We start from the raw sequence: 21,969 nt of genomic DNA, 5'->3' as shown, positions 1-21,969 counted from the left end.
GCCTGCGGACCATATACTCGGCGCCCTTCCCCTCTCGCAAAATATGTCATCATTCCAGTTTTACCGGAATTCTTGACATTTTGCTTTTCTTCGCCAAAATGGCGGCAACCAGCGTGGATCATGGGTCGCTGGAATTCAAACCGCGGGTCGAAACCGCGATACGGGAGGGACTGGAAATGCAGAAACGCGCACTCTTGATGGCCGGCGCATCGCTGATGCTGTTCGCGCAAGCCGCGCAGGCTCAGACCGCGCAGGATGCGCCCGCCGCCGATCAGCAGGCCGACGACGACGCGCCGATCGGCGAGATCGTCGTCACCGCGCAAAAGCGTTCGGAGCGGCTGCAGGACGTGCCGATCGCGGTGTCCGCCTTCTCGCCCGAAACGCTGGAGGCCGCCGGCGTCCGTGAAACCCAGGATCTGCGCACCCAGGTTCCCAACCTGCAATTCTCGCGCACCGCGGTGAACAGCACCAACATCTCGATCCGCGGCATCGGCTCGACTCTGGTCAATCCCTCGGCCGATCCCGGCGTCGGCGTGCATCAGAACAACGCCCCGCTCGGCGCGACCCGCATCACCGATGCCGATTTCTACGATGTCGAGCGTATCGAAGTGCTGCGCGGCCCGCAGGGCACGCTCTATGGCCGCAACGCCACCGGCGGCGTGATGAACACCATCACCAAGAAGCCGGTCGACAAGTTCGAAGCCTCGATCGCGGCCGAGTACGGGAATTACGATTCCAAGAAGGTGATCGGCATGGTCAACCTGCCGCTCGGCGCCGGGTTCGGCGTGCGCGTGGCCGGCATCTACTTCAACCGCGACGGCTATGCGCTGAACACCTATACCGGCAACGACGCCGATGGCCGCAACCTGTGGGCGGGCCGCATCACGCTCGGCTACAATTCGCCGACCTTCAACGCCTATATCCTCTACGAGCATTTCGACGAGGATGATGACCGCATGCGCGGCATCTCCACCCGCTGCACGCCCGATCCGGGCCCGGCGACGGTCGGTGGCGTCACGCCCAACACGATCGCACGCGGCCTGCTCAGCCAAGGCTGCCTGAACGCCTCGATCTACGGGTCCGCGGCGCTGGGCGCACCCAACTCGTTCGGCACCGTCTACGGCACGATCGGCCTCGCCACCGGCATCCTCTCGCGCGATGCCAATGCCAATATCCGCCAGAGCGCCGATCCCCGCCACTTCGCTTCGCAGATCGACCCGACCTATCGCGCCAAGAACGATCTGGTGCAGTTCAACGCCGCCTGGGACTTCACCTCGGACCTGCAGCTGAACGTGATGGGCTCCTATGGCGAGGACAGCTTCGAAGCCCGCGCCGAACCGGCAAGCTGGGTCTCCACCCAGAACTCGTTCAACGTCTCGACCTACGCGCCCGGCGGCGTCTTCAACGACCCGCAGCTCGGCGCCACCACTGCGCCGCTCGGGCTTCAGACCTCGACCAAGGACAGCCGTCAATGGTCGGTCGAAGCGCGTATTCAGTCGAGCTTCTCGGGACCGGTCAACTTCAACGTCGGCGGCCTCTATTACGACTTCGATTCGACGCAGGACTTCCTCTACGTCACCAACGCCTTCAACGCGCGGTCGCAGCTGCTCAACGCGGGCGGCACCGGCATCTATATCGATCCGCTGCGCGAACCCGATCGCACCGGCCACAACTATCTGATCAGCCGCATCCCCTATGGCCTGCGTTCGGCGGCCGCGCTGGGCGAGATCTATTGGGACATCACGCCCAACCTCAAGCTGACCGGCGGCCTGCGCTACACGCACGACAGCAAGCGCCAGACCGACTATCCCTCTTTGCTGTTCTCGCCGGGCCGCGGCTTCATCAACCCGACCTACAACACGGTCGAGTTCAAGGAGACCACCGGCAAGGTCAACGTCTCGTGGAAGCCGGCGATCGAGTTCACCGACAGCTCGCTGTTCTACGCCTCCTATTCGAAAGGCTATAAGGGCGGCGGCTTCAACGGATCGGCCGGCGGCATCGGCACGGTGCCGCTCTCGTACGAGCCGGAATTCGTCAACGCCTATGAGCTGGGCACCAAGAACACGTTGGCCAATGGCCGCGTCGTGTTCAACATGACGCTCTTCTACTACAACTACGAAGACTATCAGATCGCCAAGCTGGTCGGCGTCAGCACGGCGACCGAGAATATCGATGCCGAGATCAAGGGCATGGAAGTCGAGACGATCTTCGAGCCGTTCTCGCGCTTCCGGGTCAACGCCAATCTCAGCGTGCTCAACACCCGGATCAAGTCGGGCCAGTCGATCGACGCGTCGAACCTCACCAATGGCGATCCGTCGCTGACGGTGGTGAAGAACGGCAGCGGCGTGAACTGCGTGGCGAACACCAGCGGTGTCGCGACCATCCTCAGCCGCATCAATGCCGGCCTGATCCCGACCAACGCGCTGCTCGGCCTGTGCAACGGCTCCTTCGCCGCCAGCGGCGTGGTGGTCTCGGCCGGCGTGCCGACCAACCTGGCCGGCCGCGAACTGCCCAACGCACCGCGCCTGTCGCTCAACCTTGGCGCCCAGTATAATTTCGACATCGGTTCGGACTGGGAAGGCACGCTGCGAGCCGACTATTACCGCCAGAGCAAGAGCTTCTCGCAGATCTACAACACCGCCGGCGACCGGCTGAACGGCTATCAGAACATCAACATGTCGCTGTCGTTCGAATCCCGCACCCACGGGCTTCAGGTCACCGCCTTCGTGCGCAACCTGACCAACGAGGATTCGGTGGCCACGACCATCCCGACCAACCAGCTGTTCGGCCTGTTCAACAGCCTGTTCCTGGTCGATCCGCGGACCTATGGCATGCGGGTGACCAAACGCTTCTGATCCTCGCGAACCGAAGCGAAGCCGAAATGGCGGGCCGGACCACCGGCCCGCCATTTCCGTTTTGGAGCGCAGTCATTCACCGCGCCGATGACCGCTCTGTGCCTTTTGAATGAATCGCCCGCCCGGCCAGCCGGTACATGCGTCTCGAGAGGATGCATGAGGCGAAACTGCCGTGCGCGACGCGTTTTCATTCTGCCGGATCTGCAGCGGCCTGTGCGGCGTGCGGGTGACGATCGACGATGACGGCCGCGTGGCGAAGGTCCGCGGCGACAAGGGCCATCCGATCACCGAAGGCTATGCCTGCATCAAGGGCCTGAACGCCGATGTCGAAGGGACGCGGCTGCTCCATCCGCTCAAGCGCATGCCCGATGGCAGCTTCGAGAGGATCGGCGTCGAACAGGCGCTCGACGAGATCGCAGAGAAGCTCGCGGCGATCATCGCCCGCGACGGGCCGGACGCGATTGCCACCTATCGCGGCACCGCGAACTTCAACAACCAGTCCGCCTTCCAGATGCTGCCGACCTGGATGCAGGCGCTGGGGTCGGCGAGCTTCTTCTCGTCGCTGACCATCGACCAGTCGGCCAAGGTCGTCTCGATGGAGCGGCTCGGCATCTGGGCCGCGGGGCGCCCGGCATTCGAGGGATCGGACGTGTGGATGCTGATCGGCGCCAATCCGCTGGTCGCCAATTCGCTCAGCCTCGGCGGCTTTCCCGGCAATCCGCTCAAGACGCTGAAGTCCGCCAAGGATCAGGGCCTGAAGCTGATCGTGATCGACCCGCGCCGCACCGAAACCGCCGAGTTCGCCGACATCCATCTCCAGCCGATCCCGGGTCAGGATGTCGCCATCGCATCGGGCCTGCTCCGCATCATCCTCACCGAAGGCTGGCACGACGCGGCGTTCTGCGCCCGCTACGCCAACGGCCTCGACGCGCTGATCGCCGCGGTCGCACCCTATACGCCCGAACTGGTCGAGGCCCGCGCCGGCATTTCCGCACACCAATTGCGCGAAGCCGCCGAGGCCTTCGCCCGCAACGCCAGTCGCGGCATCGTGCGCACCGGCACCGGCCCGGACTTCTCGCCGCATTCGAACCTGTCCGAGCATCTCTACGAAGCGATCAACGTCGTCTGCGGCCGTTACTTGCGCGAAGGCGAACCCGTCTGGAACCACGGCGCCCTCTCCCCCGAACGCCATCCCCGCGCCGAAGTGATCCCGCCGAAACGCTCATGGGAGACAAGCCGCCGCACCCGCGTCGGCGGCTATGGCATGCTGGTCGGCGAGCAGATGACCGGCGCGCTGGTCGAGGAGATCCTCGAGCCCGGTCCCGGACGGATCGCCGCGCTGTTCGTCGCGGGCGGCAACCTCGTTCCCGCTCTGCCTGATCCTGCGCGCACCCTCGCCGCCTTCGCCTCGCTCGATCTGATGGTGACGATCGATCCGGTGATGACCGCCACCGCCCGCGCCTCGCACTATGTCTTCGCCCCGCTCGGCCAATATGAGCGCGCCGACATCACCCGCGACGCGCATGCCTTCAAGCGGCCCTTCGCGCAGTACACGCCCGCGCTGACCGAACCGCCCCAAGGATCCGAACTGGTCGAGGACTGGTATCCCTTCTGGGCACTGGCCAAGCGGCTTGGCCTCTCCATGACCTATTCGGGCGTTCCGCTCGACATGGACGCGCCACCGGAAACCGAGACGTTGCTCGAGATCCTGACCCGCGACGCGAAAATCCCCCTGTCCGAACTGCGCCGGCATCCCCTCGGCAAGATCTACGATTTCCCGGCCAGGCAGGTACTGCCGCCCCGGCCCGAAGCAACCGGCCGCTTCGAAGTCGCCCCGCCCGATGTCGTCGCCGAGATCGCCGAGGTGCTGGCCGAAGCCACCGCCCCCGGCTTCTCGCACCTGATGGTGTCGCGGCGGATGCGCGAGACGATGAACTCGGCGCTGACCGATCTGCCCGCGGTCCGCCAGCGGCATCGTTACAATCCCGCCTTCCTCCATCCCGACGATCTGGCAGAACTGGCACTGGCGGAGGGCGATGAAGTCGAGATCGCCTCCGCCCATGGCACGATCATCGGCGTGGCGGCGGCGGACGCACGGCTGCGGCGCGGCGTCCTGTCGATGAGCCATGGCTGGGGCCGTGTCATCCCCGAACCGGGCAGTGATCCCCGCGCCGACGGCACCTCGGTCGCGCCGCTCGTCAGCGGCACGCACGAACGCGAACCGATCAACGCAATGCCGCGCTTCTCGGCGATCCCCGTCAATATCCGCAAGGCAAAAGCATGAACTATCGCCAGCTTGGCCGCTCGGGCCTGAAGGTCCCGCCGCTCTGTCTCGGCACCGCCACCTTCGGCGCAGCAGGCAACAGCTCGTGGCGCACCGGACAGAAGCAGGCGACCGCGCTGGTCCGCGCGGCGATGGATCGCGGCATCTTCTTCCTCGACACCGGATCGACCTATGGCGGCGGCGAGAGCGAAGCGGTGCTGGGCCACGCGATCCGCGATCTGCCGCGGCGCGATCTGGTGCTGACCAGCAAGGTGTTCTTCCCCACCAACCCCTCCCCCAATGCCCGTGGCCTGTCGCGCAAGAATATCCTCGCATCGATCGATGCCAGTCTCGCCAAGCTCGGCACCGATCATCTCGACATCTACATGATCCATCGCTGGGACCCCGAGACGCCGATCGAGGAGACGCTGGCCGCGCTGGAAGTGATCGTGACCAGCGGCCGCGCCCGCTATCTCGGCGCTTCGTCCATGTCGGCATGGCGGCTGATGAAGGCGCTGGGGCTACAGCGTTCGGGCGGCCTTTCGCTCTTCATCTGCATGCAGAATTACTACAACCTGCTCTACCGCGAAGAAGAGCGCGAGATGCAGGCGCTGTGCGTGGAGGAAGGCGTGGGCATGCTGCCTTGGTCGCCACTCGCACGCGGCCTGCTGGCGGGTGTGGCGGCCAATGCCGACCGGCTACGCGAGGACCGACTGGTCACCGAGCGCTTCGACGATGCGCTGGACCGGCCGGTGATCGACGCGCTGGAACAGGTCGCGGCGGCGCGCGGCGTACCGCCCGCACAGGTCGCGCTTGCCTGGCTGATGTCCCGTCCCGGCGTGATCGCGCCGGTGCTGGGCATTACCGATGTCGCGCAGCTCGATGATGCCATCGCCGCGACCGGACTGGTGCTGGACGAAGCTGAGATCGCAGCGCTGGAAGCACCCTACAGGCCCCATCCGGTTATCGGCTTCTAGCGCAAGCCACCGTTCGTTTCGAGCGAAGTCGAGAAACCACCTCCACATCGGCAATGCTTGAAATGTTGGATTTCGCCTGCTCGGTTACGGCACTGGCTCTTTGAACCGTCGATACCCGTCCGGCATGGCGCTCCACGCCATGCGCGAAATGACCATTTCCCCTCCGCCAAAGGTCACGAATAGCCGCACTTCCGCGACCCTGACAATTTGAGGATTGTCCCGTTGCGATAGATTGCCGTGCTCCGGCGAAGGCCGGAGCGTTGGACGTATCGCGAAGCGTTGACCGCCAGCGCTCCGGCCTTCGCCGGAGCACAATTCACTCAACCTGTCGCGATAGGACCGGCGTCTAACGGGCCTCAATCCAGCCGCACGCTCAGCCCGCCATCGACGTCGATCGAGGTCCCGGTGCACATGCCGGATCGCGGCCCGGCGAGGAACAGTACCGCCTGCGCCACCTCCTCCGCTTCGGCCACGCGGCCCAGCGGCATCAGCGCCCCGAACCGGCTCGACGCGCCGGCCATCGGTGTCCGCACCGGCCCCGGGCAAACCGCGTTGACCCGGATATTCTCGCTCGCCAGCTCCGCCGCTGCCTGCCGGGTCAGTCCAAGCAGCCCGGCCTTGCCCGCCGCATAGCCCGCGCCGCCGACCTTCGACACCGATTTGCCGGCCAGCGACGCGATGTTCACCACCGTCCCGCCGCCTCGCGCGCACAGATGCGGCAGCACCGCGCTCAGACAGTAGAAGGCCGAGTCCAGATTGAGCGCCAGCGATGCCCGCCAATCTGCGATGGTCAACATGGCAACCGATCCGCGCGGCCCACCCCCGGCATTGTTGATCAGGATATCGATCCCGCCATGCGCCTCGGCGACGCGGTCCATCGCCTGGATGACCGCGACCGGATCGGTCACGTCGACCCGCTCGGCCTCGCCCGCAATATCGAATGCGACGACCACGCACCCGGCCTCGCGCAGCCCCGCGGCCACCGCCGCACCGATCCCGCCGGCTCCACCGGTCACCACCGCGACCTTACCGGCGAACTCGCTCATTCGTCGTTATGCGGATTGAAGCGCTTGGGGTGCGCCACCCCGTCGAGCCGCAACGGCTCGACCGCTTCCAGCAGTTCCGCGCGCCGTTCGCTCACCAGCCGGATCGCGCCGATATCGTCCTCAAGGTCGGACACCTTGGTCACCCCGATCAGCGCGGTGCCGACGCCCGGATTGGCCAGCACGGTCGCAATGGCGATCTGCGCAGGAGTCGCGTCGAACCGCTTCGCGATGGTTTCGAGCAGCGCCTGATTCTCGCGGATCGTCTCGCGGATGCCGCCTGCGTCGCGCGCGATGTTGCGCTCGTTGGGCACCACGCCTGCCGCCATGTCGCTCGGGTTCACCCGGTCGCGATTGAGGTGCCCGGCGATGATCCCGCCCTCCATCGTATGCGCTGCGCACAGATGGATGTCCCCCGCCGCGAACAGCGCGTCATAGCCCGGCGTCTCGACGATGCCGCGCCGCGCGAGATTATACTGGAGCTGCACCAGCCGCGGCGTCGGCCGCCCGGCAGCACCCAGCCGCGCCTGTGCATGTGCGATCTGCTCCGGATCCCAGTTGGTCACGCCCCATGCCCGCGCAAGGCCGCGATCGACCAGATCGACCACCTCGTCGCAGAACGCGTCGAAATCCATTTCGGGCAGTGGCCGCGAGACCATCACCAGATCGACATGATCCAGCCCCAGCCGCAGCAGCGATCCCTTGAGCTGGTCGAGGAAGCTCTGCTGCGGATAATCCCACAGCCACAATTTCTCCGCGACCATATAGCTGTCGCGCGGCCGTGCCAGCACCTGCAGCACCCGCGCGAAGATCAGCTCGGTATGCGGCTTGTCCCAGTAATAGCCGACGTCGAACAGATTGACCCCAAGGTCCATCGCCCGTTCGATCAGCGTCAGATTCTCCTCGAAGGTGATCCGCGAGAAGGTATTCCACGAACCCAGCGAGATGGCGGAGACGGGCGGCAGCCCGCCTCCGATATCCGTGAGACGCATCAGAACTTCTTCCGCGCCGTGAAGTTCACCGTGCGGCGCTCGCCGGGCACTTCGATCTGGATGCCGAACGCCGTCGCGTTCTGGCTGTAGACCAGATAGCGCTGGTCGGTGATGTTGTTGGCTTCCACGCCGAACTCCCATCCCGACAGCGCCTTGGGCTCGAACGAGACACGGGCGGACAGCAGCGCATAGCCCTTCTCGAACGACGTCGGATCGCCGATCGTGAGGAACTGCTCGCTGCGATAGTGAAGGTCGCCGCGCAGGGTGAACCGGCCCAGATTGCTGTCGGTCTGGAACTGCACGCCCGGCGCGATCGTCCAGCGCGGAATGTGCGGCAGTGGCGAAGCCAGCGTGATGCCGACAGCGGCCGCACCGGACGCCAGATGATAGAAGTGGGACTCCGTGTAGCCCACGCCCAGATTGAACGAGAGGCCGAAGCCGGTACGGGCGTTCACTTCCGCCTCGAACCCCTTCAGCCGCGCGCTGCCGCCATTCTGGGTGATGTTCACCTGACCCGTGCCGGTCGGCACGATGATGTTGAACTGGATGTCCTTCCAGTCGCTCGTCCACAGCGCCAGGTTCAGCGTCAGGTGCCGGTCGAACCATTGTGACTTCACCCCGATCTCGGCCGTGCTCAGCGTCTCGGGATTATAAGCAGTAGTCGGCGAGGTCGCGGTCGGCAGGCCGAAGCCGCCGCTCTTGAAGCCCTGCGAATAGCTGCCGTAGAACATCAGATCGTCGGTCGGCTTCCAGTTCAGGCCTACCTTGGGCGTGAAGGAATCCCAGTCGGCACTGCGGCTGGAGAAAGGCACCGACACGCCGTTGCGCTCCGGCAGGCGGACCATCATGTCGAAGGTCTTCTCGTCGCGGTTCAGGCGGCCGCCCAGCGTGATGGTCACGGTCGGCAGCACTTCCGCATCGAGCTGCCAGAAGGCGGCATAGCTCTTGGCTTCGTAATGCTGGGTGGTCAGCGTGTCGCGCGCATCGCTCGCCACGCCGGTGACCTGATACACGCCGTGGAAATTCTCGCTGTACTTCCAGTTGTCGCCGGTCTCGCGGAAATAGAACAGGCCCGCGACAAACTTCATCCGGTTGTCCCAGAAGCTCGCATTGAACTGGAATTCCTGGCTGAACTGCTGGTCGCTGAACGTCTCGTTGGTCGATGCGATGATGAACGGGCTGTTGTCGCCATCGACGCGGATATGGGTGTCGATCTGGCGCCACGCGGTGATCGACTTGAGCGAGACATTGTCGGCCACGTCCCAGGTCACAACGCCGGATACGCCGCCGGTGTTGTAATCGTCCTGAACCGGGCTGTTCGAATAGGTCGAATAGCCATCCGGCGCGACCCAGCGGGCGTCGTAGACCGAGCCGACCGGCAGGCCGAGCTCGGCGGCGCGGACCGGCGCCGCGAAGGTGTTGTAGCGCGCGACCGCGGCGGGCGTAGTGCGGTACTGCGCCACCTGCGCCAGCTCGCCATTGTTGCGCTGGGTGCTGTAATCGCCGCGGATATCGATGGTCAGATTGGCGGTCGGCTGGAACAGCACACCGCCGCGGAAGACCAGGCGGCTTTCGTTGTTCATCCGCTCGCCGGTGAGCAGGCGCCGGCCGACGCCGCCCTGATTGAAGCTGCCGGCGGAGAGCTTGATGCCCAGCACGCCGTCGATCAGCGGCGCCGAGATGCTGGCGCTGCCATCGATCCGGCCCCAGGTGCCGCCGCGGCCCAATACCTCGCCGGTCACCGGACCGGTCAGCACCGGCGCACGGGTGACGATGTTCACCGCGCCGCCGATCGTGTTGCGGCCATAGAGCGTGCCCTGCGGCCCGCGCAGCACTTCGACGCGCTCGATGTCCGACAGGGTCATCAGGCCGCCCAGCGTGCGCGCCATATAGACGTTGTCGAGATACAGGCCGATGCCCGGATCGGTCGGGAACGCATAGTCGCCGGTGCCGACGCCGCGGATCCAAGCGGCATAGGCCGATCCGCCCGCGGTCGGCCGGTTGCTGACGCTCAGCTCGATATTCGGCACGAACTGGGTGATGTTGCGCAGATTGGTGACGCCGCGATCCTCGAGCGCCGCCGACGAGAAGGCGCTGACCGAGATCGGCACCTGCTGAAGCCGCTCCTCGCGCCGCTGCGCGGTCACCACGATATCCTGATTGGTGCCGTCGTCCTCCGCGGGCGCAGCCGCCTGCCCGGCATCGGCCGGGGCGTCCTGCGCCAGTGCGGGGGTGGCAAGCGCAACCGCTGCCAGGCTCGACATGCACAGCATCGTGCGGCGGATCTTGTTCATGGTCATTGCCTTCATCTTCTCTCTCCCTCCCTTGGGAACCGCCGCGCGCGTTGTTACGCCTGTTAGCGACGGACCTGCTTCTTCAGATTTCACGGTACTCGGTACGATTCAGGACATCGTGCTGCGCCGCCGGGGTCAGCCCGACGAAAAAGGCGCTGCACCCGCCGATGCGGACGATCTCGCCCGGATGCGCATCGGGATTGGTCTGGGCGTCGAGCAGTGCGTCGGTATCGAGCACGTTGAACTGCATGTGCTTGCCGCCCGCGGCGAAATAGTCGCGGACCAGCCTGCTCACCGCCGCCAACCGCTCGTCGCCGTCCAGCGCTTCGGGATGGAAGCGAAGGTCGAGCGACATGGCCTGGTATCGCGCCTGATCGATCTTCAGCGCGCTGCGCAGCAGGGCATGGATGCCACTGGTGTCGCGACCGCGCATCGGCGACAGCGATTCATCCGCCAGCGCCTCGCCCGCCATGCGGCCGTCCGGCGTTGCGCCGGTCGCGGCACCGCCCGGAATGGTCGAGGTGCCGATGCTGATCGAGGCGACCTTGAAATTGCCGCCATAGGTGGTGGTCAGCGCGGTGCCGCGATCGGCCCAGAAGGCATAGAGATCGGCTGCGATCAGATCGGCGGCGTCATCGTCATTGCCATATTTCGGCGCAGCCAGCGCCAGCGCGCGAAGCTCTGCCCCACGCTCACCCGCCCAGTTGGATGCGAGTGCCGCGGCGAACTCGGCAGGCGTCGCCAGCTTGCGCTCGAACACCACCGACTTGAGCGCGGCGAGCGAATCCGACGCGTTGATCATCCCGATGGGATTGAGGCACGATCCGTTTTCGAACGGCAGCGGATGGCCGAGGATATTCTTGCCCGACTGGATCAGCCCGTCCGACAGCGCGGTCTCCACCGTCTGCGGGAAACGCTCGGCATAGGCGCGCATCGTGACGTTATTGAACTCGGCCTGCAGCTCGAGGAAATGACCAAGCTGGGTCTTGAACCCGTCGAGAAACGCTTCGTAGCTGCCGCATTCGGCCAGCTTCGTCGTGACCGGCCCGACCTGCTCGCCCGAGCGCGGATCGACGCCGCCATGGATCGCGAACTGCAGCACCAGCGGCACGGTGAACATCGGCCAGGCGATGGTGCGCGACTGGCCCGGAATGTTGATGCCCAGGCACCCCGCGACGCCATAGCCGCGCGCAGTTTCCAGCGGCACGCCTTCCTTGACCAGAAACTGGATCGAGCTTTCATCCCCGATCATCGAAGGCACGCCGATGCCGGTGCCGATCAGCTTCAGCGCCTCGCGCATCAGCGGTTCGGGCGTGCCTTCATGCACGCGCATCGTCAGCGTCGGATGCGGCGTCGGGCAAAGCTTCGCGGCTTCGAGCAGCAGATAGGAGAGCGCGCTGGTCGCGTCGCTGCCGTCCGCATTCTGCCCGCCGATGCCGAGGTTATGCCATTTGGCGAAGCCGCCATATTTGCTGCGGTGCGTCTGCCCCGCAGTGATGACGATCCCCGAATCCTTGATCCGCAACCATGCCAGCAGCTCGATCACTTCGGCGTCGGTGATCCGCCCCGCGGCGATATCCGCCTCGTAATAGGGCAGCATATAATCGTCGAATCGGCCGTACGAGAGCACGCCCGAAGGCAACAGGCCGAGCACCGCGAACCACAGCGACTGCATCGCCTCGCGGAAGGTCCGCGCAGGCTTTGCGGGTACGTGACGGCACATCTCCGCAATGACGCGAAGCTCGTCGCGACGCGCCGGATCGGTCTCCGAATCCGCCAGCCTGTCGGCCTCGGCGGCAAAGCGGGCGGCAAAGCGGACCATCGCTTCCAGCGCCATGATCACGCCGTCGAGCATGTCGATCTTCTCGACCGCGTCCGCCGACATCAGCCGGGTCGCATCGCGCTCGGCGCGGGCTTCGGCGATCATCGCGTCCAGCCCGCGCTCGATCACCTGGTCGATGCGGAACACGCCGATGATCTGGCTGATCTCGTGATGGATGCCATAGCCGACGCCGAGCATTCCGCCCGGCCCCCAGCCCTCTTCCTTGCTGCGGAAGGGCGGCAGGACGACGCCAAGCTGGGCATAGGGCCACAACCGGTTGTCGTCGTAGAGCGAGGTCATGCGCGAGGTGAGCGAACGGGTGCGCCAATAGTCGTTCATCGCCGCGATCGCGGGGCGGTCCGAATCCTCGACGATAAAGCCGCCGCTGTTCAGCGCGTCCAGTTCCGCCTCGGGCCATGTCGCCCAGAAGCAGCTCAGCTCGACCCCGCCCGGCTTGCTGGCGAGATTGCCCGCCAGCATGTCGTCGGGCGCAATGAAAATCGGCACTTCGTCCAGCACGCGGGCGAAGGCATGGGCGCAACGGATCACCTGCGGCCGGCCTTCGGTTTCACGGAATGCCTCGGTGGTGATCAGCGCCTTGGCGATGCCGACCGGGATCGGATCGCTGTTGGTGCGGAACGCATCCAGCATCGCCTGGATGCGCGGCGTCAGCGCGAGGCCGGCCGAACCTTCGGTTCCCATATCCGATACCGTGTCCAGCAACGCCTGCTCCATCCGCTCCACCAGTCCGCCGGATCGGATCCGGTCATGAAATGGTGGTAGGAGCGGCGCGGCCGGACGAATAATTGTTACATCGAATAACGGTCATCATGCCGCCGAATGTGCCCTAGGCGTCGGCTGCCGCGGCCGTATCCAGATCCTTCCGAAGCGACCGTCCGGCCATGTAGAAGGCCAGCGCCGACAGGCAGTTGCAGAACACCATCGTGAACATGGCGTAGCGCAGCGATTCCTCGCCGAAGCTCGGCTGGTAATAGTCGCTCAGGAACCCGACGATCACCGGACCCAGGCCGTATCCGACCATATTGCTGAGCAGGAAGAAGATGCCGCCCACGGTGGATCGCATGCGGATCTCGACCAGGCTCTGCGACAGCGACGAGGCCGATCCGAACCAGAAGATCGCAAGGCCCGCAAAGGTCGCGGTCAGCACGATGAACGAGGTGATGTCGCCGACCATCACCGACACCGCGCCGACACCGACCGACACTACCGCGCCGATCGCGATGATCCACACCCGCCAGCGCTCGTCGCGCTGCGCCATGTGATCGACCAGCGATCCGCCCAGCGCATTGCCGAGCAGCCCGCCGATCACGAAGCCGATGCCGAGCGGGAAGGCGATCTCCTTCAGCGGCGTCTCGTGGACGCGGATGATGAACGAGAAGGTCCAGCTGCTCATCCCCGCGATGGTGATGTAGCTGAGCGTCGATCCGAGCAGGATGAACACCAGCGACTTCTGCTTCGCGATGAAGCGCAGCGTGTCGCGCAGCGGCGGCGCCTTGGGCGGCGCGACCACCTTGTCCGAAGCGCCGCGCACCGGCTCGCGTACGGTGAACAACAGCAGCAGCGCGATGACCACGCCAGGCACCGCAGCAACCAGCAGCGCCGCGCGCCAGCCCCATGCGTGCGATACGTTCGACGTCACGGTCAGGTTGATCAGCCCGGCAAGCGACGCGCCGAACATGAACAGCGCCATCGCCGTCGCACGGCGGCGGCGCTCGAACAGGTCGGCGATCATCGAGATCGCGGCAGGCCCGCCGCCCGCCTCGCCCACGCCAACGCACAGCCGCGCCATGACGAGCTGGGGCAGGTTCTGCGCCATGCCGCACGCCGCGGTCGCCGCCGACCAGAACAGCAGGCATCCCGCCGCCAGGTTCCGCCTGTTAGTGCGGTCGGCGAGATAGCCGAGCGGTAGCCCCGCCACGCCCATGAAGATCGCATAGACGGTGCCGCCGATGATGCCGAGCTGACCGTCGGTCACACCGAATTCCTCGCGGATCGGCTCGAACAGGGTGGTCAGGATCACCTTGTCCCAGATCAGCATCAGGTTGAGCGTCATCAGCAGGAACAGGAAGTACCAGCGATAGAAGCCGACCTTCGGCGCCTCGGTCACGTTATCCGCCTGGGTCGCCATCACGCAGCCTCCTCGCTCGTAAATTCATGTTCGCGCAGCGCGGCGGCACGTTGGTGCCACAGCGACAGCGCCTTGAAGCACCGGTCCATCGACCGGAACAGGATCAGGTTGGATCGCTCGACGATGGCCGTCGAAGGCCCGCCGACATCCTCGGACATCCACACGAGGCAGATCGGCTTGGCGGTCTCGTCGGCCACCGCGGCAAGGCCGCCGATCCGTTCCTCGGTGCCGCGCCACGAATAGGTCTGCGGCACGACCATCGCGCCATAGAGGTCCGACGCGGCCAGCGCGCGGACGCAATCGTTGAAGGCTTCGGGATTGTTGCCGTTCTGTGCGGTCACGTCGCATGGGTTCCGGATGGTGACGAAATCGGGGATATGCTTGCCCAGTTCGGCAAGCACTTCGCTCGACGGCTGGGGCAAGGCGATCCCGTTTGCTGCAGCCGCATCCGCAGCAAAAATCGCCGCGCCGCCCGAAGTCGCAATCGCCGCCACACCATTGGCGGCGGGCGTTTCCGGCGCCTTGGCGAAGAATGCTGCGATCTCCACCAGCCGGTCGAAATCCTCGACCAGCACCACGCCTTCGCGTTGCAGATCACCGCGATACGGATCGAGCGTGCCCGCAATCGAACCGGTGTGCGACCGCGCCGCCAGCGCACCCTCGGCAGAGCTGGCAGCGGCGCACAGGATCAGCGGCTTGCCCGCTTCCCGCGCGGCCCGCGCTGCCTGCACCATCCGCTGCGAATGCTTCAGCCCCTCGATCACCGCGACGATCACCTGGCATTCCGGCGCGCCCGCCAGATAGGACACGAAGTCCGCCGCATCGATGTCGCACGAATTGCCCGAGGCAAGGATATGGCTGAACGAAACCCCGCGCACCGCCGCCTGCGCCAGCGCAAAGCCGAGCGCGCCCGATTGGGTGACGACGCCGATAGCCCGCCCGGTTACTTCGGGCTTGGGCAGCACCGGCACGAAGGTCATGTACGCGCCATGCGCCACATTGGCGAAGCCGATGCAGTTCGGGCCCAGCACCGGCAGTCCATGCTGCGCAGCAATCGCGGCGATCCGCTCCTGCGTAGCGGCGTGTTCGGCATCCTCCATCTCGCCAAAACCCGAGGCGAGTACCACGACACCACCCGCGCCGACTGCGGCGCATTCCTCGATCAGCCCCTCGATGCTCGCACGCGGCGTCGCCAGGATCACGCAGTCAGGGGCCTCGGGCAGCGCGCGCAGATCGGGATAGGCCTTGTACCCGCAAATCTCGTCGCGGCCCGGATTGATCGGCCACACTGCGCCGGCAAAGTCCTTCTGGCCCATCACCACCTGATTGCCGATCGCCCCCGGCTTAGCCGATGCGCCGACGATCGCCACGCTGCGCGGCTTCAGCATCCGGTCGAGCGCTGCCGCGGTATAGAGATTGCGCGCGCCGCTCATGCCAGCCGGACCTTTCCGTGATCGACCACGCGCTTGCCGCGCGCGTCCGCTATGATTTCGAATGCTGTGCCGTCGCCATCGTCCCATACCGAAAGCGTCATCGGTTCACCGGGAAAGCTCGGGCTGGAGAAGCGCGCCTCGATCTCCACCAGCCCGGCATCGCCGCGCCGCATGATCGCAGCCGCCGCCATGCCGTACAGGCACAACCCGTGCAGGATCGGCCGCTCGAACCCCGCCCGCTTCGCCAGACCCGGATCGGCATGGATCGGATTGCGGTCGCCGTTCAGACGATAGAGCATCGCCGCATCGCTGGTCGTCACCAGCGGCGCCTGCCAGTCCGGCGCGCGATCCGGCACCGGGGTGAACGTGCCGCTCAGCTTCGGGTCCCCGCCGAACCCGCCATCGTTGCGGCAGAAGATCGTCCATTCCATCGTCGCCAGCGCATCGCCGCTCGCCTTGTCGGTCAGCGTCCGCTCAAGGATGATGATCGCCCCGCGGCCCTCACCCTTGTCCGCGATCTCGGCCACGCGATTGGTGGCCACCACAGTCATGCCCGCCCGCATCGGCGCGAGCAGGCGCAGTTTCTGCCCGCCATGCACCACATGGCTGTGCGTCACGCCGGTATCGGGCGTCAGCCACATGCCGGGATGGCCGATGGTCACTGCCTGTGTCGGGAACACCTGAAGCTCGCGCTCATAGCTATAGCGCAGCCCCCAATCGCCCGCCTCCGCCCGGCCAAGGCCCAGCGACAGCGCGTAGAGCAGGCAGTCGCGTTCCTCGAGGGTGTGCTCGATTTCGGGGAACCGGACCGCCCGGATGGCGACGGGATCTAGGGGCATCGGCTCCTCTCATGACACACGGAGCGCTGACCACGCTTCTTGCGCCAAGGGTAGGAAGCCGCCTGCCCGCGAGCTAATCCATAAACCCGATACAGGGCATTTCCGCTCGAAATGGGGTCAGCCCGCCGTCGCGCACCGCACGATCAGCGCGCGCAGCCACTTGTGGCCGGGATCGTTGTGCACCCGCGGATGCCACGCGATCGACACGCTGAAATGCTCGAACGCGAACGGGGAATCGACGATCTTCAGCTCGGCCCAGGGGCGATAGAATTCCGCCAGCCGCTTGGGGAACATCGCCACATTGCCGCTGCGCGCGACGATGAACGGCGCCATCGCGAAGTGCGACACCATGCCGACGATGTTACGGCTGTGCCCCGCCGCGGCCAGCGCCTGATCGGTCAGGTTCTGGAACATCGGCCGGTCGGTCGCGAGCGCGATATGGGGCAGCGCAAGGAACTGCTCCATGTCCAGCGGCGCGGCCAGCGCGGGATTGTCCCGCGCGCCGATCAGCACGAGCTCCTCGTCGAACAAAGTGCGCGAATACCAGTTGGCAGGCAGCGCCCGGATCCAGCCGAGCCGCAGGTCAACCTGCCCCGCCTCGGCATCGTGCAGGTCGATCTCGCGGCTGGGCATGGTCAGCGCATGCAGCTTCACGCCGGGCGCCTCGGCCGCCACCGCGCGGAACACATCGGGCATCACCGTCGCCCCGGCATGGTCGGTCGCCGCCAGCCGGAAGGTCGCGGTCGATTCCGCAGCGTCGAAGCTCGACGGATCGGCCAGCGTCTCCAGCTCGGCGACCAGCGGCGCCAGCTGATGCAGCAATCGCTCGCCGCGCTCGGTCAGCACCATGCCGCCTTCGCTGCGCACCAGCAGCGCGTCGCCAAAGATATCGCGCATCCGGGCCAGCGCATTGCTCATCGCCGGCTGGCTCAGCCCGACGCTGCGCGCCGCCTTGCTGACGCTGCGTTCGCGCAGCATGATCTCCAGCGCGACGATCATGCCCAGGTCCAGCTTCGAGAGCGGGCTGCCATGGATATGGCTCATGTCATTCTCTCCTGAACCGCTTCTTCGCAAATATTGCTATATCACACAACAAATTTATCCGCTGAATGCCCGCTATCATCGCTGCTGGCCTGTCCTTCACCGCCATGCCGCGAATATCCAGTCCGCAAAATAGCGATGGAGAGCGGCATGGCAGAGGCTGGCGAAGCGTACTGGAATCCTGCGGAGATGGGCGAGGATCGCATCGCCGCGTTCGACGAGATGCGCAGCAAATGCCCCGTCGCCTATAGCGACCGGCTGGGCTGGTCGGTCTTCCGCTACAAGGATGTGGTGGCGGTCGCGGCGGACCCGGCGACGTTCAGCAACGTCCGCGTCAACCATGGCGAGAGCGCACCTGCGGCGATGCGCGGCATTCCGCTGGAATTCGATCCGCCCGAGCATGCGCGCTACCGCCGCCTGCTGATGCCGCTCTTCTCCGCGGGCCGGATGAAGGCATTCGCCCCGCGCCTGCGGGCGCTGGCGGAGAAGGATCTGAAGGCACTGACCACCGGAGATCCGGTAGCGGTCATCGCCAGCTTCGCCGATCCCTTCCCGGTGCGGGTGATCTGTGAGCTGCTCGGCTGGCCGCATGACGATTGGCGCTTCATCAAGCGCATGTCCGAGGATGTCCGCATCGCCATGGCCGAACGCGACGCGAACAGGATGGCGGCGGCACACCGGGCTTGGGCCGACTATATCCTGCCGGTCATCGCCACGCGCCGCGCAAAGCCGGCCGACGATGCGACAAGCTGGCTGCTCGACCAGCAGCTCGACGGACAACCGCTGAGCGAAACCGAGATGGTCAGCATCCTCCGCCTGCTGCTCGTCGCAGGGCACGGCACCACCACCGCGAGTCTCGGCATCATCATCGCCTATCTCGCCGCGAACCCGGACCGACAGGAAATGCTGCGCAGCAATCCCGACGCGATCCCCTCCGCGATCGAGGAGATGTTGCGCTGGTCCAGCCCGCTCGCGGGCATGCAACGCACCGCGACTTCCGATACCGAGATCGATGGTAACGCAGTGACCAAGGGCGACCGTGTCGCGCTGATGTTCGCCGCGGCCAACCGCGATCCCGAAGTCTTTCCCGATGCCGATCAATGCGTGTTCGGCCGCAGCCCGAACCGGCACCTCGTCTTCGGATCGGGCATTCACAGCTGCCTCGGCTCGCCGCTCGCCCGGCTCGAACTGAAGATCGTGCTTACGGAATTGCTGGCGGCCAGCCGGCGATTCGAACTGGCCGGTACGGTGCCCGCGGTGGATCCGGCGAGCTGGCCGACCAACGATCTGCAGGATTACTCGATCATCGTCACGCGCTGAGCGGGCACGTCACCCCTTGCGGACCGGCCCGCCGCCACCTGCCTGGGCCAACCGGTCGCGGCAATGGTCCAGCGCGCGGCGTACATGCTTCTCGACCATCGACACCGAGATGCTCAGTTCCTCGGCGATCTTGGCATGTGGCAGATTGTCGAGCCGGTACATCATGAATGCCGCGCGGGCATTGACCGGCAATTCGGCAATCGCTGCATCGACGATGGCCAGTTCCTCGCGAGCGGCAAGGATCTGCTCGGTCGAAGGGAGATCGGAGGACACCTGTTCGAGATGATCGGCATCGACCAGCAACGCGCCGCGCGTCGCCTCCGCACGAGCGCGGTCGCGGATCAGGTTGAGCGCCGTCACATAGAGAAAGGCCGCGCGATCGACGACCTTCACCCGGCTTTCCGCCATCGAAAGACGGAGGAACGCGTCCTGCACGACATCCTCCACATCGCCCCCGCGCCACCGCAGCCGGATCGCGATCACCAGACGATTATATAGCGCCGCGAGACGCTCGTCGTCGCGGGCTCGCGCAACATTCGCGTCTTCGTCAGGCGTGCATGACGGGCGATCGGCACACGCCATCCCAGTCCCTCTCCTGATCGGAATCGAGCAGGCCCCAGGCGCAAAACCGAGTCAATGAATAAATAGATCAAAATGATTTATATTATTATTGAGGATCGCGTTCGCTCATCCGTCTTTAGGGCATGGCAGCAGGTCCCGCGCCTGACGCCTGGCACCAACAGCGGGGACAGGAGAGCGAGAGATGACGAGGCAATCGAGACTTGGATTCAGGCTGAATCGCATGCTGGCGCGCATGATGCTGGCGATGGGCATTGCGGTGATGGGCATCACCTGCGTGGCCGAGGCTCAGGCCCAGACGCTGCTTCAGGCCGGCGCCCGCTATCCCCGCGTCCGACTGCTGCCGAGCGGCGAACTGATCGCGACGGTCCTGCTGTTTCCCAACGATTACCGGGTGCGGGTATTCTCCAGCACCGACAATGGCGCCACCTTCACGCCGGTCGGCATCGTCAGCGAACCCAATTTCCTGACCGCGCGGACGAGCAGCCCCGATTTCATCGTGCTGCCCAATGGCCACCTGATTCTTGCGCTGAACGTCGACACGTCGAAATGCGCGACCTGCCGCAGCAAGATCCGCGTCTTCCGCAGCACCGACAATGGCCGCAACTGGAGCTATATCTCGACGGCGGCCACCGCGGCCAACAATCAGGGCTTCTGGGAACCCAATTTCTCGATCGCTTCTGACGGCGCGCTGGTGCTGACCTATGCCGACGAGACCAGCACCTGCTGCAGCCAGAAGATCGTCAAGGTGCGCAGCTACGACAATGGCGTCACCTGGGAAGATCGCGCCAATGTGGTCGCGCTGGGCACCTCGTCCACCATCGAGAACCAGGATCCCCGCCGCCCCGGCATGCCGGTGGTGACAAAGCTGACCGACGGCACCGGCCGCTGGTTCATGACCTACGAGATCTGCAACCTGCCCAGCCCAAACAATTGCCGCACCTATTACAAGACTTCGACCGATGGCTGGAACTATGGCGCCGAGAGCGCGGCCGGCACGGCGATGACGGGCAGCCTCGGCCGCTATTTCAACGCCACGCCGGTCAACAAGACCGTGCCCGACGGCACGCTATTGTGGATCGGCCAGATGCTGCACGTCGCCGATGGCAGCTTCTCGGCCGCTAATGGCCAGATCCTGTTCAAGAGCCCAAGCGGCAACCCCAATGGTCCGTGGGACTGGATGGTGGCGCCGGTCCCGATCGCCGACGTGCAGGCGCCGGGTTGCGAGGGCTTCTCGCCCGGACTGCAATGGGTCAGCACTGCGTCGGGCTATCGCCTGATCCACATCACGTCGCGGCTGAATAGCAGCACCAATGTCTGCGACATGTATTTCGGATCGTCGCCGCTCTAGGCGCCATACCCCCGGCGGCGCTGAGCCGCCGGGGCGTCACTCACACATTGGGGAGCAGCCGATGTTGCGCGAGTTGGCTCACGGGCGAAGCACCCGCCTCTGGCTCGGCGGCGGCACGCTCGCATTCCTGTCGGTCGCTGGTCTCGGCTGGTTCCTCCTGCCCGGCGACAGCGCATCCGAAGCCCCCGGGCAAATGCTGGTCGAGCAGGCCGCGGTCGCACCGCCGCCTAACCCCAGCCCCCTTCCGGTCACGGCGCGCATGACTCCGGTCCCTATCGCTCCCACGGCGAGCAACGGGCGCAAGGCGGAACAGCAGATGCTGGCCGTCAGCTACGAGAAGCGCGACCGCGACTGGGGGCCGCGAAGCGAAGCGGCGATCCAGCAATTCCTCGGCACCATCCCCTATATCGGCGGCAACCGCTATCTGGCGGTCAAGTGCTCGGCCAGCGCGTGCGAAGTCATCGGCATCGCCGATCCCGACGCGGCGACCGGTACGATGAAGCCGGTATGGGAAGTGCTGGAACGCGACACCGCCATCGGCACCCTGCGCGCGCACGGGCTGGAGCGCACCGCGATCATCTTCGATACCGGACGTAGCGGCGACGAGTTCAAGATCTATTATGGCCGTGCCGCGCCCGCACCGGAGCCTCAGGCTGCAGCACCCGCCACGGCTCGCCTCCGTTAGCGCCCGACTTCGGGTCCCGGCTTCGGCAGGGTCGCGATCCAGCGCGCCAGCAAGCCCGTCAATCGCCGCGTCATCACCGGTTCGCGCGCCGCGACATTGTCGCGCTCCGCCGGATCGCGCGTCAGGTTGTAGAGTTCGACGCTGCTGCCATCCAGATCCATCATGAGCTTCCATTGCCCCGATCGGATCGAATAGAGCGGCCCGATCGCGGCCTCCGAACGCGGCCTGCCGATATGGGTGTAGATGTCCGGCCGCGAGCGCACCGGCCTGCCGCGCCACGCCGCCGCGATATCGATCCCGTCGACGCCGCGCGGGCTGCCCGCGCC

At 65.7% G+C, this 21,969-nt stretch carries 15 protein-coding genes and 1 pseudogene; 6 read left to right on the top strand and 10 right to left on the bottom strand.

Annotation, left to right across the window (positions count from 1 at the left end):
* Positions 1-176 precede the first annotated feature (176 nt).
* From P1X14_RS14435 to P1X14_RS14425, 3 genes are all read left to right on the top strand, one after another.
* On the top strand, positions 177-2,855 hold the full coding sequence (locus P1X14_RS14435) for a TonB-dependent receptor (protein WP_277316083.1): 2,679 nt from the start codon (positions 177-179) through the stop codon (positions 2,853-2,855).
* 172 nt (positions 2,856-3,027) lie between these two features.
* A complete protein-coding gene (locus P1X14_RS14430; protein WP_277316082.1) occupies positions 3,028-5,139 on the top strand; it encodes a molybdopterin-dependent oxidoreductase in 2,112 nt (703 codons plus the stop codon).
* Positions 5,136-6,095, top strand: a complete 960-nt coding sequence (locus tag P1X14_RS14425) for an aldo/keto reductase (protein WP_277316081.1) — start codon at positions 5,136-5,138, stop codon at positions 6,093-6,095. The genes P1X14_RS14430 and P1X14_RS14425 overlap by 4 nt, the downstream gene beginning before the upstream one ends.
* Before the next feature lie 356 nt (positions 6,096-6,451).
* On the opposite strand, the gene P1X14_RS14420 is transcribed toward P1X14_RS14425, so the two are convergent.
* The 8 genes from P1X14_RS14420 to P1X14_RS14385 form a co-directional block, all read right to left on the bottom strand.
* Positions 6,452-7,141 carry an SDR family oxidoreductase gene (locus P1X14_RS14420; protein ID WP_277316080.1) on the bottom strand — a complete coding sequence of 230 codons (690 nt, stop codon included), beginning with the start codon at positions 7,139-7,141 and terminating at the stop codon, positions 6,452-6,454.
* The gene (locus P1X14_RS14415) at positions 7,138-8,130 is read right to left on the bottom strand and encodes an aldo/keto reductase (RefSeq protein WP_277316079.1); all 993 of its coding nucleotides are present in this window, start codon (positions 8,128-8,130) and stop codon (positions 7,138-7,140) included. The genes P1X14_RS14420 and P1X14_RS14415 overlap by 4 nt, the downstream gene beginning before the upstream one ends.
* Positions 8,130-10,439 (bottom strand): TonB-dependent receptor, encoded by a 2,310-nt coding sequence (locus P1X14_RS14410; RefSeq protein ID WP_277316078.1) that lies wholly within the window; start codon positions 10,437-10,439, stop codon positions 8,130-8,132. Before P1X14_RS14410 ends, P1X14_RS14415 begins: the two co-directional genes overlap by 1 nt.
* A gap of 67 nt (positions 10,440-10,506) precedes the next feature.
* A complete protein-coding gene (locus P1X14_RS14405) occupies positions 10,507-12,981 on the bottom strand; it encodes a pyruvate formate lyase family protein (RefSeq protein ID WP_277316077.1) in 2,475 nt (824 codons plus the stop codon).
* 112 nt (positions 12,982-13,093) lie between these two features.
* On the bottom strand, positions 13,094-14,395 hold the full coding sequence (locus tag P1X14_RS14400) for an MFS transporter (RefSeq protein ID WP_277316076.1): 1,302 nt from the start codon (positions 14,393-14,395) through the stop codon (positions 13,094-13,096).
* Positions 14,395-15,828 carry a CoA-binding protein gene (locus P1X14_RS14395; protein WP_277316075.1) on the bottom strand — a complete coding sequence of 478 codons (1,434 nt, stop codon included), beginning with the start codon at positions 15,826-15,828 and terminating at the stop codon, positions 14,395-14,397. The genes P1X14_RS14400 and P1X14_RS14395 overlap by 1 nt, the downstream gene beginning before the upstream one ends.
* Complete coding sequence (locus P1X14_RS14390) at positions 15,825-16,667, bottom strand: MaoC/PaaZ C-terminal domain-containing protein (protein ID WP_277316074.1); 843 nt, start codon at positions 16,665-16,667, stop codon at positions 15,825-15,827. Before P1X14_RS14390 ends, P1X14_RS14395 begins: the two co-directional genes overlap by 4 nt.
* Positions 16,668-16,784: 117 nt before the next feature.
* Positions 16,785-17,711 (bottom strand): LysR family transcriptional regulator, encoded by a 927-nt coding sequence (locus P1X14_RS14385; protein WP_277316073.1) that lies wholly within the window; start codon positions 17,709-17,711, stop codon positions 16,785-16,787.
* 147 nt (positions 17,712-17,858) lie between these two features.
* On the opposite strand from P1X14_RS14385, the gene P1X14_RS14380 reads away from it, so the two are divergent.
* The gene (locus tag P1X14_RS14380) at positions 17,859-19,028 is read left to right on the top strand and encodes a cytochrome P450 (RefSeq protein WP_277316072.1); all 1,170 of its coding nucleotides are present in this window, start codon (positions 17,859-17,861) and stop codon (positions 19,026-19,028) included.
* A gap of 9 nt (positions 19,029-19,037) precedes the next feature.
* Here P1X14_RS14380 and P1X14_RS14375 read toward each other — a convergent pair whose 3' ends face one another.
* Positions 19,038-19,610 carry a sigma-70 family RNA polymerase sigma factor gene (locus P1X14_RS14375; RefSeq protein WP_277316071.1) on the bottom strand — a complete coding sequence of 191 codons (573 nt, stop codon included), beginning with the start codon at positions 19,608-19,610 and terminating at the stop codon, positions 19,038-19,040.
* Between the two features lie 220 nt (positions 19,611-19,830).
* On the opposite strand from P1X14_RS14375, the gene P1X14_RS14370 reads away from it, so the two are divergent.
* Complete coding sequence (locus tag P1X14_RS14370) at positions 19,831-20,958, top strand: sialidase family protein (RefSeq protein ID WP_277316070.1); 1,128 nt, start codon at positions 19,831-19,833, stop codon at positions 20,956-20,958.
* Between the two features lie 61 nt (positions 20,959-21,019).
* Positions 21,020-21,643, top strand: coding sequence for a hypothetical protein (locus P1X14_RS14365; protein WP_277316069.1), 624 nt, complete (start codon positions 21,020-21,022; stop codon positions 21,641-21,643).
* Here the strand turns inward: P1X14_RS14365 and P1X14_RS14360 are convergent.
* Positions 21,640-21,969 (bottom strand): annotated as a pseudogene (locus tag P1X14_RS14360) (arylsulfatase); the annotation flags it as partial. The gene P1X14_RS14365 and the pseudogene P1X14_RS14360 overlap by 4 nt on opposite strands.

The organism is Sphingomonas sp. AOB5, from assembly GCF_029433115.1.
Lineage (GTDB): Bacteria > Pseudomonadota > Alphaproteobacteria > Sphingomonadales > Sphingomonadaceae > Sphingomonas.
This window is presented reverse-complemented; position numbering and strand designations above follow the sequence as displayed.

Excerpts from the sequence above, each read along its gene's own strand:
- P1X14_RS14385 (WP_277316073.1), bottom strand. The coding sequence starts at position 17,711 with ATGAGCCATATCCATGGCAGCCCGCTCTCGAAGCTGGACCTGGGCATG.
- P1X14_RS14435 (WP_277316083.1), top strand. The coding sequence starts at position 177 with ATGCAGAAACGCGCACTCTTGATGGCCGGCGCATCGCTGATGCTGTTC.
- P1X14_RS14420 (WP_277316080.1), bottom strand. The coding sequence starts at position 7,141 with ATGAGCGAGTTCGCCGGTAAGGTCGCGGTGGTGACCGGTGGAGCCGGC.
- P1X14_RS14390 (WP_277316074.1), bottom strand. The coding sequence starts at position 16,667 with ATGCCCCTAGATCCCGTCGCCATCCGGGCGGTCCGGTTCCCCGAAATC.
- P1X14_RS14380 (WP_277316072.1), top strand. The coding sequence starts at position 17,859 with ATGGCAGAGGCTGGCGAAGCGTACTGGAATCCTGCGGAGATGGGCGAG.
- P1X14_RS14365 (WP_277316069.1), top strand. The coding sequence starts at position 21,020 with ATGTTGCGCGAGTTGGCTCACGGGCGAAGCACCCGCCTCTGGCTCGGC.
- P1X14_RS14410 (WP_277316078.1), bottom strand. The coding sequence starts at position 10,439 with ATGAAGGCAATGACCATGAACAAGATCCGCCGCACGATGCTGTGCATG.
- P1X14_RS14405 (WP_277316077.1), bottom strand. The coding sequence starts at position 12,981 with ATGGAGCAGGCGTTGCTGGACACGGTATCGGATATGGGAACCGAAGGT.
- P1X14_RS14425 (WP_277316081.1), top strand. The coding sequence starts at position 5,136 with ATGAACTATCGCCAGCTTGGCCGCTCGGGCCTGAAGGTCCCGCCGCTC.
- P1X14_RS14370 (WP_277316070.1), top strand. The coding sequence starts at position 19,831 with ATGCTGGCGCGCATGATGCTGGCGATGGGCATTGCGGTGATGGGCATC.
- P1X14_RS14375 (WP_277316071.1), bottom strand. The coding sequence starts at position 19,610 with ATGGCGTGTGCCGATCGCCCGTCATGCACGCCTGACGAAGACGCGAAT.
- P1X14_RS14400 (WP_277316076.1), bottom strand. The coding sequence starts at position 14,395 with ATGGCGACCCAGGCGGATAACGTGACCGAGGCGCCGAAGGTCGGCTTC.
- P1X14_RS14395 (WP_277316075.1), bottom strand. The coding sequence starts at position 15,828 with ATGAGCGGCGCGCGCAATCTCTATACCGCGGCAGCGCTCGACCGGATG.
- P1X14_RS14415 (WP_277316079.1), bottom strand. The coding sequence starts at position 8,130 with ATGCGTCTCACGGATATCGGAGGCGGGCTGCCGCCCGTCTCCGCCATC.